Annotated in this window: 15 protein-coding genes; 9 read left to right on the top strand and 6 right to left on the bottom strand. The window is 71.0% G+C overall.

Going from position 1 to position 14619, the window contains the following annotated elements; translation table 11 throughout:
* Positions 1-23 precede the first annotated feature (23 nt).
* From AB0L71_RS23970 to AB0L71_RS23960, 3 genes are all read right to left on the bottom strand, one after another.
* Positions 24-701: a CBS domain-containing protein gene (locus AB0L71_RS23970; protein WP_365246571.1), complete on the bottom strand. Its 678-nt coding sequence runs from the start codon at positions 699-701 to the stop codon at positions 24-26.
* A gap of 206 nt (positions 702-907) precedes the next feature.
* Entirely contained in the window at positions 908-1531 is a 624-nt protein-coding gene (locus AB0L71_RS23965; protein WP_365246736.1) for a CBS domain-containing protein, read from the bottom strand.
* A 32-nt stretch (positions 1532-1563) separates the two neighbouring features.
* Positions 1564-2973 carry a nicotinate phosphoribosyltransferase gene (locus AB0L71_RS23960; protein WP_365246569.1) on the bottom strand — a complete coding sequence of 470 codons (1410 nt, stop codon included), beginning with the start codon at positions 2971-2973 and terminating at the stop codon, positions 1564-1566.
* Between the two features lie 389 nt (positions 2974-3362).
* On the opposite strand from AB0L71_RS23960, the gene AB0L71_RS23955 reads away from it, so the two are divergent.
* Positions 3363-4037: a CBS domain-containing protein gene (locus AB0L71_RS23955; protein ID WP_365246567.1), complete on the top strand. Its 675-nt coding sequence runs from the start codon at positions 3363-3365 to the stop codon at positions 4035-4037.
* A gap of 115 nt (positions 4038-4152) precedes the next feature.
* On the opposite strand, the gene AB0L71_RS23950 is transcribed toward AB0L71_RS23955, so the two are convergent.
* Positions 4153-4434, bottom strand: a complete 282-nt coding sequence (locus tag AB0L71_RS23950) for a dsRBD fold-containing protein (RefSeq protein ID WP_365246565.1) — start codon at positions 4432-4434, stop codon at positions 4153-4155.
* 253 nt (positions 4435-4687) lie between these two features.
* On the bottom strand, positions 4688-5563 hold the full coding sequence (locus AB0L71_RS23945) for a universal stress protein (protein ID WP_365246563.1): 876 nt from the start codon (positions 5561-5563) through the stop codon (positions 4688-4690).
* Positions 5564-5970: 407 nt separating this feature from the next.
* Between AB0L71_RS23945 and acsA the strand changes: the two genes are divergently transcribed.
* From acsA to AB0L71_RS23920, 5 genes are read left to right on the top strand one after another with little or no spacing between them, the layout of a single operon-like run.
* Positions 5971-7761: an acetate--CoA ligase gene (gene acsA / locus AB0L71_RS23940; RefSeq protein WP_365246561.1), complete on the top strand. Its 1791-nt coding sequence runs from the start codon at positions 5971-5973 to the stop codon at positions 7759-7761.
* Between the two features lie 25 nt (positions 7762-7786).
* Positions 7787-8854, top strand: coding sequence for a pyruvate dehydrogenase (acetyl-transferring) E1 component subunit alpha (gene pdhA, locus AB0L71_RS23935; RefSeq protein WP_365246559.1), 1068 nt, complete (start codon positions 7787-7789; stop codon positions 8852-8854).
* Positions 8851-9846: an alpha-ketoacid dehydrogenase subunit beta gene (locus AB0L71_RS23930; protein ID WP_365246557.1), complete on the top strand. Its 996-nt coding sequence runs from the start codon at positions 8851-8853 to the stop codon at positions 9844-9846. Before pdhA ends, AB0L71_RS23930 begins: the two co-directional genes overlap by 4 nt.
* Position 9847: 1 nt before the next feature.
* Positions 9848-11200: a dihydrolipoamide acetyltransferase family protein gene (locus AB0L71_RS23925; protein WP_365246555.1), complete on the top strand. Its 1353-nt coding sequence runs from the start codon at positions 9848-9850 to the stop codon at positions 11198-11200.
* Positions 11197-11448 (top strand): acyl carrier protein, encoded by a 252-nt coding sequence (locus AB0L71_RS23920; RefSeq protein ID WP_365246553.1) that lies wholly within the window; start codon positions 11197-11199, stop codon positions 11446-11448. Before AB0L71_RS23925 ends, AB0L71_RS23920 begins: the two co-directional genes overlap by 4 nt.
* 28 nt (positions 11449-11476) lie before the next feature.
* On the opposite strand, the gene AB0L71_RS23915 is transcribed toward AB0L71_RS23920, so the two are convergent.
* Positions 11477-11971 (bottom strand): hydrogenase maturation protease, encoded by a 495-nt coding sequence (locus AB0L71_RS23915; RefSeq protein ID WP_365246550.1) that lies wholly within the window; start codon positions 11969-11971, stop codon positions 11477-11479.
* A 190-nt stretch (positions 11972-12161) separates the two neighbouring features.
* Between AB0L71_RS23915 and AB0L71_RS23910 the strand changes: the two genes are divergently transcribed.
* The 3 genes from AB0L71_RS23910 to AB0L71_RS23900 are packed head-to-tail and all read left to right on the top strand — an operon-like array spanning position 12162 to position 14619.
* Positions 12162-13316: a 4Fe-4S dicluster domain-containing protein gene (locus tag AB0L71_RS23910; protein ID WP_365246547.1), complete on the top strand. Its 1155-nt coding sequence runs from the start codon at positions 12162-12164 to the stop codon at positions 13314-13316.
* Positions 13313-13798: a cyclic nucleotide-binding domain-containing protein gene (locus tag AB0L71_RS23905; RefSeq protein WP_365246544.1), complete on the top strand. Its 486-nt coding sequence runs from the start codon at positions 13313-13315 to the stop codon at positions 13796-13798. The genes AB0L71_RS23910 and AB0L71_RS23905 overlap by 4 nt, the downstream gene beginning before the upstream one ends.
* Positions 13795-14619: an FAD/NAD(P)-binding protein gene (locus tag AB0L71_RS23900; RefSeq protein ID WP_365246541.1), complete on the top strand. Its 825-nt coding sequence runs from the start codon at positions 13795-13797 to the stop codon at positions 14617-14619. The genes AB0L71_RS23905 and AB0L71_RS23900 overlap by 4 nt, the downstream gene beginning before the upstream one ends.

Below are 14619 nucleotides of genomic sequence, written 5' to 3'. Positions count from 1 at the left end.
ACGCTTCCTCGCCCAGCGTCCGGTCAGGAACCGGCGTACCCCGGCGCGGCGGCCGCCGGACCCGGCGGGCACGCGGTGACACGGTTGACGACCGAGACCACCCCGTCGAGGTGTTCCGCGAGGCAGGTGAGGAACGCGATCCGTTCCGGGGCTCCGAGGCGGCCCTCCAGCGTGACGACGCCATCCACCACATGGACGGAGACCACGTCCGCCTGGAGGCCCATGTTCTCCACGAGCGCGTCGACCAGGCGGCGGCGTATCTCCGCGTCGGGCCGCAGGAAGAGGCACAGCAGGTCCCGGCGCGTGAGGATGCCCACGAGCCGGTCCTCGTGGTCCACCACCGGGAGCCTCTCCACCCCGCGGCGGGTCATCAGCCGGGCGGCGTCCGGGGCCATCGCCTCGGCGCGGACGGTCACCGCGGGGGCCGACATGATGTCACCGGCGGTGAGCCCCGTCCCGGCCGCACCCGCCCGGCCGGGGGTGACCGCGAGCGGGACCGGGCCCTGCTCCGGGGCCATCGCCGTACGGCCCAGCAGATCGCTCTCGGACACGACACCCACGACCCGGTCCTCTTCGTCGAGCACCGGCAGCCCACTGACGTCGTGCTGCGCGAGCAGCTTCGCGACGTCCTTGAAGGGGGAGGCGGGAACGACCGAGACGACCTCGTCGGTCATCAGGTCGCCCACTCTAATGTGCTGCACGGCAGCACCTCCTCCCGCTGTGTCCGGCGGAGACCCGAAGCCGATCCGGGGATGGGATTTCGTGAGTTCCACAGGTCCTTCAGGAGCCACGATCCGCCGGGCCGCACCCGGGAGAGCAGGGCCGAACGGGCCGCGGCGGGGGCCGGTCGGTCCTGGTTCGGAGCGCCGACCGGGCAGGAGGAAACGGAAGGGGGCGAGGAGGAACGTCAGGTGACCTCCACCCGCACGTCCACGACGCCCTCGACGGCGCGAACGGCCCGCACCAACAGGGGCAGCAGGGAGTGGTTCCGCAAGGGTCCCCGAAGAGTCACCACCCCCTCCAGTACCGAGAATTCCACGCGTTCGGTGTCAGGGAACTCGGCGACCACGGCGGAACGGATCTCCTCGCACAGTTCGTCGTCGGGGCGCAGGAACACCTTCAGCAGGTCGCTGCGGCTCACGACGCCCTCCAGCATGCCCAGGCCGTTGACGACGGGCAGGCGTTTGACCTTCCTGCGCGCCATGATCCGGGCGGCCTCGGCGAGTGTGGCATCGGGATGGACGGTGACGGCCGGGCTCGACATGAGCTCCTCGGCCAGCACCGCGTCGGCCCTGGACGCGTCCTCGACCCGGAGCGGCTGCTCCGGCCCGTTCCCCCGGAACCCCTCCTTGAGCAGCAGGTCCGCCTCGGAGACGACACCGACGACGCGGCCCTCGCCCTCGAGGACCGGCACCGCGCTGACGTTCCACTTGTGCATGAGCTCGACGATCTCCTTGTACGAGGCTTCGCGGCCGATCGCCACGGCGGTGTGGGTCATGACATCGCTGACGGTGTACTGGGACGCGGCCATGAGGTGCTCCTCGGGAGTGGCTCGGGCGGTGCTCATCGACAGCCTCCTGCGGGCGCACGGCCGGACGCCGAAGGTCTGTCGGCGTGCTCGGCCCCGCCACCGGGCCGGTGGCCGTCCGGCAGGAGATGGGTCTCGATGTGCCGGCGGACCTCCGCGGTGAGCGAACCGAGGCGTTCGGAGATCTCCGCCGTCGGTGCGGTGGGCGCTCGCAGGGCGCGGGCCCGGGGTGGCAGCGCCGCGAGACCGTCGGCGAACCGTTCTCGGGCGTCCGCCGGTCCGGGTGGGGGCGATGTCCGGCGCCCCTCACGCATGACCGGCTCCAGCAGGGCGGTGGCACCGGGCGGCGGCCGCTCGTCGGCGAGGGCGACGAGATCCGCCTGCCCCGGCCGGCGGAACACCTGCTTGCGGCCCGGCGCCGTCACCTTGGCCGACGACAGTTTCATCACCGGCCGACCGTCGAACTCGACCAGCTTGTAAGCGGAATCCAGGTACGGAGCATCCGCGGAGACCCCGATCCGGGTGCCGACCGCGAACGTGTCGATGGGCGCTCCCGCACGGACCAGCTCGTCGACCGCGAACTCGTCGAGACCCCCGCTCGCCACGATCCGGGTCTCTTGGAGTCCGGCGCCGTCCAGCACGGCTCGAGCCTGTTCGGCCAGGGCCCCCAGGTCCCCGCTGTCGAGGCGGATCGCACACCCCGGGCCGAGACCCAGGTCGCGCAGCACCTTCGCCGCCGTCTCCACGCCCGCCAGGGTGTCGTAGGTGTCCACGAGCAGCGTCACCGGACCGGGGCAGGACCGGGCGAAAGCACGGAACGCGGCCTCCTCCGTACCGAATGCCTCGACGTACGAGTGGGCCATCGTGCCGACCGCGGTCAGCCCCTCGGCGTACGCGGCCGCCACATCGCTTGTCCCGGTGAACCCGACCATGGCGCCCAGCCGGGCGGCCTGATGCCCTGCTTCGATGCCGTGTGTGCGGCGCAGCGAGAAGTCGACGACCGCCTGCCCGGCAGCCGCAAGCACGCACCGCGCGCACTTGGAGGCCACCGCGGTCTGGTGATTGACCTGGTTGAGCACGTAGGTCTCCACCAGCTGTGCCTGGGGCAGAGGAGCCGTGATCTCGAGCAGGGGTTCGTCGGCCAGTGCGACGGTTCCCTCGGGCATCGCCCGGACCTCGCCCTCGAACCGCAGACCCAGCAGCGGCTCCAGGTCTTCGTACCGCCGCCCCGTCACCGACGCGAACACGGCCACGTCCTCCGTCTCCACCTGGTAGGCGGTGAGGAAGTCGAGTACCGACTCCAGTCCGGCGCAGACGAGGAACCCACGGTCCGGCGGCAGCTTTCGCACGAACAGACTGAACGTGGCCGGCCCGGTCATGCCCTCGCAGAGATACGAACGAGCCATGGTGACCTCGTAGAGGTCGGTGCTCGTGGCCCTGGACATCGAAGGCACCCTCCTCCGGCCGCGCGAACACGCCGGCAACGTCACCCGGTCCTTCGTGACCGCCGCTCCGGCTTCGCCCTCCTGTCTCCACTATCGGTCGCCCGTACACGGCGGGCCAGCCGGAGGCCGGGAGGTGCCGGACCGGCGACGACCAGGTGATCGCCGACGCGGGCTCGCACACTCCCTCGTCGTATCGCCGCACTCGAACTGCCCTGTACGGCGTGCACGCGCACGAGGAGAGACGCACAATGCCCGGAGGGCGGACCGGGCCGCCGTGGAGGGTTCCACCGGGTCCGGGGGAGCCCCGCGGGCCCCGTCGCAGCAGCCCGGTGCCTTGATCGGCCGAACGCGTCACCATTTTCCGCCGCCACATTCCGAAGGGGCGTCGCATGCGTCATCGCACGGTTGCAGAACTCATGACCCGGGACGTCGTCCGGGCGCGGCGTGACCTGCCGTTCAAGGAGATCGTCAAACTGCTGTCGGAGAACGATGTCACCGCGGTGCCCGTGGTGGACGAACTCGGCCGGCCGCTGGGGGTGGTGTCCGAGGCCGATCTGCTGCGCAAGTCCTCCGACCAGACCGATCCGTCCGGCCTGACGCCCCTTCCGCACATCGAGGCGTGGGAGCGGGCCAAGGCCGAGGGAGCCCGCGCGGAGGAGATCATGTCGGCCCCCGCGGTGTGCGCGCGTCCGGACTGGACCGTGGTCGAGGCGGCCCGCCTCATGGAGGTGCACAACGTGAAGCGGCTGCCCGTCGTGGACGAGACGGACAAGCTGCTCGGCATCGTCAGCCGCGGTGACCTCCTGCGGATCTTCCTGCGCCGGGACGAGGCCATCCGGGAGGAGATCGACCGGGACGTCCTGCAGCAGACACTGGGGCTCGCACCGGGGGCGGTCACCGCGGAGGTCCGGGAAGGGCAGGTGGCACTCGGCGGAACGGTCGAGTTCAAGAGCCTGATTCCGATCGTCGAACGGCTCTGCCGGAGTGTGGACGGGGTGGTGTCCGTGACCGAACACCTCTCCTATCGCACCGACGACGGCCGGAGCGATTCCACCGGCAGGTGAGACCGGCCTGCCGCCGGAGCGAGGTCGGGCCCGGCGTGACGAGGCGGCAACGGGCCTCCGGAGCCGCCCATGCGGTGTGGACGCGTGGCCGTCCGACGGAATCGGGGGTTCTCGTTCACTCCGGGACCGTGAGGCCGCTTCGTGTGGCGTCCAGGCTTCCGGCGCGGAGCAGCTGGTTGCCGAGGTCGATCAGGGCCCGGCCCGCAGCGTACTCGTCGCCGATCTCGGGGACGGGGGCATCGTGAGGGTTGCGGTGTGCGGAGGTGCGGCTCTGCAGCGTGGTGTCCTCGGTGTCGAGGACGGCGTGAACCTTGGTGAGGTCACCTTCCTCGAAGAGGTCCAGACGCACGCTCCACCGTTTGGTGCGGGGCTTTTCGGTGCCGGTGTGCTGGGGCATGGCCGGTCCTTCCGCTGAATGCTCCAGGCTGCCCGAAGACGTGCCGCCCGACGGCGTACCGGGCTTTCTCCCCGCCGGCGAAGCGGCAAGCGCCTCCTCGACCTGCTCAGGACTCCAGCATGCGCTGCGCGTGTTGTCCGCGGCTTGGGCCTACTGGAACCACCACGCGGACCGGACGGGTCCGCCACCCGGCACCGTCGGACAGCACTCTCGTGTCCGCTCTCTCCCGCATCGGCGCCGCGCGTTCCTCGTGTCAGGCGTGGGGGACGACGGCGACGGGGCAGTGTGCGTGATGAATGGCGGCCTGGACCACGGGGCCGAGCTGCGGCGTCAGCGCAGGGCGGTGCTGACGCCGGCCGACGACGAGCAGCCCGGCACCGTCGGCGGCCCGTACGACGGCCTTGGCCGGACTGACGAGTGCGACGCTGTCCGCCACGTCCACCAGCGGGAATCGCTCACACCAGGGGCGGAGGGTCTGGCTGAGGAGCTTCTGTGCGTCCCGAGTGATTTCGTGGGCCACGTCGTGATTCACGCCCCAGGGTGCGTATGCCTGCACCGGAAGACTCCGGCCATGGACGGCTCGAAGAGTCACGCCGTGCGCGGCAGCGGTTTTGAAGGCGAATTCGAGCAGGTCGTCGCAGGAACCGTGCAGTTTCAGCGCCACCACCACCTCCCTTGTCGAGGTCTGTGGGACCTCCTGACCTTCTTCGCCCGTCCCAGCCCGTACCAGGACCACCGGCCGCTCGGCCCGGGCCACGACGTTCAGGCTGATGTCCCCGAGGAAATAGCTCTCGACGGGCAGCAGCCCTCGCGAACCGAGGACGGTCATCTCGGACTCCGATGCCGCGCGCAGAAGCGCGTGCTCGGCGTCGTCGGCAACCAGACTTCCGGCCACGGAGAGGCCCGGGTGGCGCGCCTGGAGTTCCGTCTGTGCGTTGTGCACGATCCGCCGTGCCCAGTAGTTCTGGTCGAGCTCGGCAGGAACGCGGGTCGGTTCCGGCACCAGCATGGGCCAGGCGTGCAGGAGGCGGAGAGGAAGCCTCCGCCGCCCGGCCTCGTCGGCGGCCCAGCGGGCAGCGGCCAGGCTCTCGGGTGACCCGTCGAGGCCGACGGTGACGACTGGCTCCATGGACTGCCTCCGTCTCGCGAGAAGTCCGGAACGACGGTCTGCGAGCCGTCCTTCCGCACGACTGCCGCCCCGCGCCCCGGTTCAGAGGCGTGGTGGGCGAAGGGGGAGTGATCAACGGGGTGGGGCCCGCGCGGTCGCGCCCAGCAGGGCCTCCGCTCATTCGAGAGATATCCCAGATCCTCCGGTGGTGCACCCGGAGCCCGGAGTGGCCCGACGCGCAGAAGCACACGGCCGCCCCGGTCCGCACTCGAGGTGTCGAGGCGGTCCTGCCCCGTCCGTGCGCCCGAGCCGGGTCCGAGTGGCCCCGGCCCAGACCCGTTCGGCCCTCCTCACCCGGCCGGGGACCGGCGGATCGTGACTTCTGAGCAGGCTCTCGAGGAATCCGGAGCGAGGACAGGGACCCGGCCATGGACCATCGCATCACCCGTGATCAGCACCCGCCCGGTGACGCTTCCGCGCACCTGGACCATGACCGGATCCGCGCCGAGTTCACCTGGGACGGCGCTCGGGCTCGGCTGGCCGGACTGCCTGGTGGCGGGCTCAACATGGGGTACGAAGCGGTGGACCGGCAGGTGGCCGCAGGCGCTGGGGGCCGGGAGGCGTTGCGCTGCGTGGCGGCGGACGGAACGGTCACTCGTATCAGCTACTCCGAGCTCGCCGGTCTCACCGGACGCTTTGCCAACGTGCTCACGGCCATGGGGGTGGCCCGGCAGGAAACGGTGTTCACACTCCTGGGCCGTTGCCAGGAGCTCTTTGCGACCGTGCTGGGCACGCTGCGCAGCGCCCGCGTGCTGTGTCCGCTGTTCCCCGCGTTCGGCCCGGAGCCCGTACACCAGCGGCTTGAACTGGGTGACGCCCGCGTGCTCGTCACGACGGAGGAGCTGTACCGGCGCAAGGTGGAGGAGAACAGGTGCCGCCTGCCTCGCCTGGACCATGTGCTGCTCGTCGGCCCGGTCAAGGATCCGCCGCCGGGAACGGACTCGTTCGCCGACGTGATGCGGCAGGCGTCACCCGCGTACACCGTTCCCCGGACCGAACCGGAGGACAGGGCGCTGCTCCACTTCACCAGTGGCACAACCGGGGCGCCCAAAGGCGCGATCCATGTGCACGAGGCCGTCGTCGCCCATCACGCGACGGCGGCCTTCGCGCTCGACCTTCGCCCGGGTGACGTCTACTGGTGCACAGCCGACCCCGGTTGGGTGACCGGCACTTCGTACGGCATCATCGCTCCGCTCTCCCACGGGGTGACCCTGGTGGTGGACGAGGGCGAGTTCGACGTGCACCGCTGGTACCGCATCCTGGACGACCAGAGGGTCACGGTCTGGTACACGGCACCTACCGCGATCCGCATGCTGATGCGCGGCACGCCCCGGACCGGGCCGAAACACCTCCCGGGGCCGTACGACCTGTCGGCCCTGCGCTTCGTCGCCAGCGTCGGGGAACCGCTGAACCCCGAAGCCGTCCTGTGGGGACAGGACGTCCTCGGCCTGCCCATCCACGACACCTGGTGGCAGACGGAGACGGGCGCCATCATGATCGCCAACTTCGGCTCCGACGACGTCCGGCCGGGCTCCATGGGGCGTCCCCTGCCCGGAGTCGAGGCCGGCCTGCTCGAACGCGGCGAGGACGGCCGCGCCGAGGTCACCGGTGGCCGCGTACGCGTGATCGGCGAACCGGACCGGGTGGGAGAACTGGCGCTCCGTCCGGGCTGGCCGTCCATGTTCCGGGGCTATCTGCATGACGAGGCCCGCTACGCGGCGTGCTTCGCCGGCGGCTGGTACCTCACGGGCGACCTGGCGAGACGGGACCGGGACGGCTGGTTCTGGTTCGTGGGCCGCGCCGACGACGTCATCAAGTCGGCCGGACATCTGATCGGCCCGTTCGAGGTGGAGAGCGCCCTCATGGAGCACCCCGCCGTAGCGGAAGCGGGTGTCATCGGCCGTCCGGATCCAGTGGCGGGAGCGGTCGTCAAGGCCTTCGTGTCCCTGCGCCCGGAATACACGCCCGACCTGTCCCTGAAGCGGGACCTTCTGGCGTTCGCACGGCGACGGCTGGGGCCGGCCGTGGCCCCCAGAGAGATCGAGTTCGAGCAGAACCTCCCCAGGACCCGCAGCGGCAAGGTCATGCGCAGGGTTCTGCGTGCCCGGGAAACGGGTCTGCCCGAAGGAGACCTGTCCACGGTCGAGAACCCGGGATGACGCATCCGCGAGAGAAGGCACGACCATGAGCACCACCACCGCGCGAGCCGGCGGACGAGCCCGTCCGGCAGCACACAAGGGCACGCGCAGGAAAGCGCTCACCAGCACGGAAGGCCATGCGCCCGCATCCGACCACCGCCTTTCGCTCCTCCGGCAGATGCTCCTCATCCGCCGGTTCGAGGAGCAGTGCGTCGAGTTGTACAGCAGCACGAAGATCCGGGGGTTCGTCCACCTCTACATCGGTGAGGAGGCCGTCGCCGTGGGCGTCAACGCGGCTCTGCGCCCCGAGGACGCCGTGGTGTCCACCTACCGCGAGCACGGGCACGCTCTGGCCCGCGGAGTGCCGACGGACGCCGTGATGGCGGAAATGTACGGCAAGGCCACCGGTTGCAGTCACGGACATGGCGGCTCCATGCACCTGTTCGACGCGGACCGACGCTTCTACGGCGGCAACGCGATCGTGGCGGGCGGACTGCCCTTGGCGGCCGGGCTCGCGCTCGCCGACCGCATGCGCGGAAGCGAGCATGTCACCTGCTGTTTCTTCGGTGACGGCGCCTTCGCGGAAGGAGAGTTCCACGAGACGGCCAACCTGGCCGCACTCTGGCGGCTGCCGCTGCTCCTGGTCTGCGAGAACAACCTGTACGCGATGGGCACGAGCCTGGCCCGTGAACACGCGCAGACCAACCTCGCGATGCGTGCCTCGTCCTACGGAATGCCCGCCTGGACCGTGGACGGCATGGATGTGCTCGCCGTCGAAGCCGCCGCGGACCGCGCTGCGGAGTCCGTCCGGGCGGGCAACGGGCCGCACTTCCTCGAAGCGCAGACCTACCGGTTCCGTGCCCACTCCATGTACGACCCGGATCGCTACCGGGCCAAAACCGAGATCGAGCAGTGGAAGAAGCGCGACCCGATCCAAGGACTGGCCGACCGGATGCGTTCCGAAGGGCAGCTGGGCGACCGGACGTCGCAAGAGCTGGAGCAGGAGGTCCTCGATGTCGTCGAGCGGGCCGTACGGTCGGCGGAGAAGGCACCGGAGGAGCCTGTCGCGGACCTGCTTCGCCATGTGACGAGTGAAGCCGGGGGCGCCTCATGACCGCACGCCGGGCAGCCAGGAACGGTCCCACCACCTACCGGGAGGCACTGCGCGAAGCACTGCGCCAAGCACTGCACGACGATCGGGTGTTCCTCATGGGTGAGGACGTCGGAAGGTACGGCGGGTGCTTCGGCGTCAGCCTGGGACTGCTGGAGGAGTTCGGGCCCGACCGGATCCGTGACACCCCGTTGTCGGAGTCCGCGTTCGTCGGCGCGGGCATCGGGGCCGCACTCGGCGGGATGCGGCCGGTGGTCGAGATCATGACGGTCAACTTCAGCCTTCTCGCGCTGGACCAGATACTCAACAATGCGGCCACCCTGCTGCACATGTCCGGCGGACAGCTGAACGTGCCCGTGGTGATCCGCATGACCACCGGCGCGGGACGGCAGCTCGGCGCCCAGCACTCCCACAGCCTGGAAGGGTGGTACGCCCACATCCCCGGCATCCGCGTGCTCGCCCCCGCGACCCTGGACGACGCACGGCACATGCTGGCGGCCGCCCTCGCCGACCCGGACCCGGTACTGCTCTTCGAGCACGGCAGCCTCTACAACACCGCGGGCGTCCTGGATCCCACGGTCGATGCCGTCGACCTGGACAGCGCCGCCATCCGCAGGCCCGGCACGGACGTCTCCGTCATCACGTACGGTGGCTCACTGCCCAAGGCCCTGGCCGCGGCGGACGTCCTGGCCGGCGAAGGCGTCAGCGCGGAAGTCCTCGACCTGCGCACCCTGCGCCCACTGGACGATGCCACGATCATGGATTCCGTGGCCCGCACGCACCGCGCCGTGGTCGTGGACGAGGCCTGGCGCAGTGGCAGTCTCGCCGCCGAGATCTCGGCCCGCATCACCGAGCAGGCCTTCTACGAGCTGGACGCCCCGGTGCAGCGCGTGTGCAGCGCGGAAGTGCCCATCCCCTACGCCCGGCAGCTCGAGGAAGCCGCGCTGCCCCAGCCCGCCTCCATCGTGGACGCGGTCGGTCAGGTGGTGAGCTGACATGCCCGAGTTCACCATGCCGTCCCTGGGCGCCGACATGGACGAGGGAAAGCTGGTCGAATGGCTGGTCGGCGAAGGTGACACCGTGGCGAAGGGAGAAGTCGTAGCGGTCGTCGAGACGGCCAAGTCGACCATCGAGGTGGAATGCTTCGACTCGGGAACCGTCAGCAGTCTCCTGGTCGCCCCCGGCACCACGGTGCCGGTCGGGGCGCCCCTTGCGGTCATCGGTCCCGCCACCGAGCCCTCCGCACGCACCACCGCGCGGCCATCGGCCGGACCACAACCCCCTGAATCCCGCGCGGCGTCCGTCCGTCCGGCACCCGTGGACGCCGCAACCACGTCCACCCCGCTGGTGAGGCACCTGGCACGGGAGAAGAACATCGACCTGGCCGCCGTGCACGGTTCCGGCAAGGGCGGCCACATCACCCGCGCCGACGTCCTGAAGGCGGCACCGCGGCCGCGAGGCCGCGTCCGCGCGTCGCCGCTGGCCCGCCGTCTGGCGCAGGCCCTCGAAGTGGATCTCGACCAGGTCCGGGGAACCGGGCGGAACGGAACCATCAGGGCCGACGACGTGCGCGGCGCGGCCGCGGAAGGCGCACACCGCCCGCACGGCCGCCGTCCGCCGGCGGCGGAGGAATGGACCACGCCCCCGGTACGCCCCTCGGCCGGGCCCGGCGCCCCCGGCACGCGGACACCGGCCGCCCGAGCGGCGATCTCCGCGCTGATGGCACGTGCCAACCGCGACATCCCCCATTACTACCTCGCCACGACGATCGACCTCGCGGCCGCCATGGCATGGATGCTTCACAGGAACGCGAACAGCACCGTGAAGGAACGCCTCGTGCCCGCGGCCCTGCTGCTCAAGTCCGTTGCTCTGGCCGCACGGCAGGTGCCGCAGCTGAACGGCCACTGGAAGGACGACGCGTTCGTGCAGGCCACCACCGTGCGGCTCGGTGTCGCTGTGTCCCTGCACGGCGGTGGCCTGGCGGCGCCGGCCCTCGCGGACGCCGACACCATGGGCCTGCCGGAGCTGATGGAGACCCTCAAGGACCTGGTCGTCCGGGCTCGCGGAGGGCGCCTGCGTGCCTCGGAGACCGCCGATCCCACGCTCACCGTGACCAACCTCGGCGATCAGGGAGTCGAAACGGTGTTCGGGGTGATCTACCCGCCTCAGGTCGCGCTCGTGGGACTGGGGTGTGTCGTCGAGCGTCCCGTGGCCGTGGACGGGATGCTCACGGTGCACCCGACCGTGACGGCCACGCTCTCCGCCGATCACCGCGCCAGTGACGGCGCGACCGGAGCGCGCTTCCTGACGGTGCTCGACCAACTGCTCCAACGACCGGAGGAACTGTGAACCACGACGAGGCACTCGAACTGATCAAGCGGATCCTGACAGACGTGGTGCCCGGCGCCGACCTCGCAGCCCTCTCGCCCGACGAGAACTTCAGGATCGCGTTGGAGATGGACTCGCTGGACTTCCTCAACTTCGTCGAAGCGCTGAGCGGGCGCACGGGCCTTGCACTCCCGGAGACGGACTACCCCGCGCTGAACACGCTCAACAGTTGCGCGGACTACGTCTCCTCACGCACGCCCACCGCGTAGCGGGGCTGCGCGGCTCTCAGCGGCTCGCTCAAGGGGAGGCGCGGGCATGGCGGTCGAGGTCCTGCTCGATGCGCGCGATGAGCGGCCCCACTGCGGCCGCGACCGAGGGCGACAGACCGGTACCGTGACCGGTCTCGGCGGCCTCCACGGCGTAGACGAGCAGCTCACCGGGCAACCGTCCCAGGACGTGGGCCAGTTGTACCGCGTCACGGACTGCGAAGCCGTGTGAGCTGGTCGCGCCGTACGTGCCGTGGGACAACACGTCGTGGAGGCGAAGCCGGTGCACGTGGCCGGGCCGGCACGGGCGGGCGTGCGCGGCGTCGACGAGGAGCGCCAGACTCGCACCCTCCCAGGCGCCGATGAGGCGGGCGGGGTCCCCGTCGGTGGAGAGCAGGCGGGTTTCGCGGGGGAGCCGCCGCAGTCCGAGTCCGGCGACGACCGTCCAGCCCACGCCGTCGTCGCGACGGTGGACATTGCCGATGCCGATCACCGCGATGCGAGCGGTGGCGCCGGGGAGAGTCATGCACCGGTTCTTCCCCCGGCGCCGCCGTCGGCGACCCCGTCCGGGACGGTCGGGGGACCGTGCGGGGTACCCACAGCGCTGTATGGAGCACAACCCCGGACCGTCGGAGCAGGCCCGAACAGCCACCGGTCACATACTGACCGGGTCGGTACCCGACCGGGCCGGTACGGCCCGCACCGAAAGGCGGCTGATGACACACCAGGCAACCACCGCGGTGATCGGGAAGGAAGGACTGGCGGCACTCATCACCGTCCTCGCCGAGCGCGGTCGCACGGTCATCGGGCCGACCGTGCGCGACGGCGCGATCGTGCTGGCCGAACTCCGCAGCGGTGAGGAACTGCCCTACGGGTCGGGCGTCGAGCTGGAAGCCGGCCACTACCGGGTACGGCCCCGCCAGGACGGGGCGGCGTTCGCACACAGCGCCGGGCCCCAGTCCTGGAAGACGTACCTGCACCCGCAGCGTGAGCGGCAGTGGAGCGCCGACCGCGGGAACGACGGCGCCTGGACCGTGACCGGGAACGACACTCCGGCTCCGTCCTACGCGTTCCTGGGCGTCCGGCCGTGTGATCTCCGGGCCATCGCCGTCCAGGACCGGGTTCTGGCCGCCGGACCGCACACCGACAGCCGCTACCGTGCCCGCCGCGCACGCGTGTTCCTGGTCGTCGTGGAGTGCACCGAGCCCGGCGCCACCTGTTTCTGCACCTCGATGGGGACAGGGCCGGCAGTGGACGGCGCATACGACCTGGCGCTGACCGAGGTGATCGACGAAAGAGGGCACCGCTTCTGGGCCCGGGCCGGCAGCGACGAGGGCGTTTCGGTACTGGCCGAACTGCCGCAGCAGCCGGCCGACGCAGGGTGTGCCACCGCGGCCCGGGAGCTCGTCGCCGCGGCGGCGGGCCGGATGGGGCGCACCATGCCGGAGGTGGACCTGCAGGTGCTGATGCGTGAGACGCTGCATGCCGATCGCTGGAACGACGTTGCCGCTCGCTGCCTGACCTGCGGCAACTGCACCATGGCGTGCCCCACCTGCTTCTGCACGACCGCGGAGGACGTCACCGACCTGACCGGCGACCACGCGGAGCGCTGGCGGCGCTGGGAGTCGTGCTTCGACCTGGAGTTCACCCATCTGCCGGGCGGTCCGGTCCGTGCCTCCGGCCACAGCCGCTACCGGCAGTGGGCCACCCACAAACTCGGCACCTGGTACGACCAGTTCGGCAGCTCGGGATGTGTCGGCTGCGGACGGTGCATCGTGTGGTGCCCGGTCGGCATCGACATCACGGAGGAGGCCCACGCACTGAACGCGGAGCGCGAGGCCGACGGCGTACCGGGCAAGGCCACGCCGTGACCGGCCGCCGAACCGGATTTCTCGGGGCGCTCCCACCGGTGCACCGCGACCGGCTGCTGGCCCTCGCCCACGAGGTCTCCCTGCCGGCGGCGCTGCGGATCTTCGAGGAGGGCGGCGAGGCCGACCGGTTCTGGATCATCCGCTCCGGGACCGTGGCTCTGGAGATGCACGAGCCGGGCCGCGGCACGGCCGTCGTCGAAACCCTCGGCCAGGGGGAACTGCTCGGCTGGTCCTGGCTGTTCGAGCCCTACCAATGGCATCTCGGAGCACGGACCCGCGCGCCCGTGACGGCCTACGAGTTCGACGCCCGACAGGTGCGCGACGCGATCGACGCGGACTGCGCGTTCGGCCTGGCCCTCACCCGGTGCGTTGCCGCGGTGGCCATCGGCCGCAGACTACGGGCCGCCCGCACCCGCCTGCTGGACCTCTACGGCCCGCCCGACGAGCCGTTGAAGTCCGGGACCGAAGGACGGGGGCCGTGACGGCGGCCCGCCCGAGCCTCCCACCGCTTCCGTACCGGGTGGCCGAGCGTTCGGACGAGACCCCGGACACCGCCGAGCTGGTGCTCGACCCGGTGGCGGAGGCCCTGTCGCCTTTTGTCCCCGGCCAGTTCGCCATGGTGTACGCCTTCGGCATCGGTGACATCCCCCTCTCCCTGAGCCGTCTCGACGGCAGCCGGCTGACGCACACGGTCCGCGCCGTCGGCGCGGTCTCGCGCGCCCTGCACGCCCTGCCGCGCGGCGCGACGGTCGGGATCCGCGGACCGTTCGGCACCGGCTGGGAACTGCCCTCCGCCCAAGGACTCGACCTACTCGTCATCGCCGGGGGACTGGGCCTGGCACCCCTGCGCCCCCTGGTCCGTGCCGCGCTCGCCACGCCCCGACTTTACGGGCGGCTCACCGTCCTCATCGGCACCCGTACCCCGGATGATCTGCTCTTTTGCCGAGATGTGGATGACTGGCGTGGTGCCGGTGCCCAGGTCCACGTCACCGTGGACCGGCCGGACGGCGACTGGCAGGGGGAGGTGGGGGTGGTCACCGCGTTGCTCGACCGGGCCGAGTTCACCCCCGGGCGAGCGGCGGCCTTCGTCTGCGGACCGGAGGTGATGATGAGGGCCACCGCCCGTGAGCTCGTCCACCGCGGGCTCGTCCCGGACCGGGTCAGGGTGTCGCTGGAACGCACCATGCACTGCGGCACCGGCCACTGCGGACACTGCCAGCTCGGCCCGCTGCTGCTGTGCCGCGACGGCCCGGTCGTCCCCTGGAGCCGTGCCGAACACCTGCTTTCTGTGAGGGAGTTGTGA

The organism is Streptomyces sp. NPDC052052 (genome assembly GCF_040680455.1).
Classification (GTDB): Bacteria; Actinomycetota; Actinomycetes; order Streptomycetales; family Streptomycetaceae; genus Streptomyces.
Note: the sequence above shows the minus strand (reverse complement) of the source record. Positions and strands in the feature narration are given on the sequence as shown.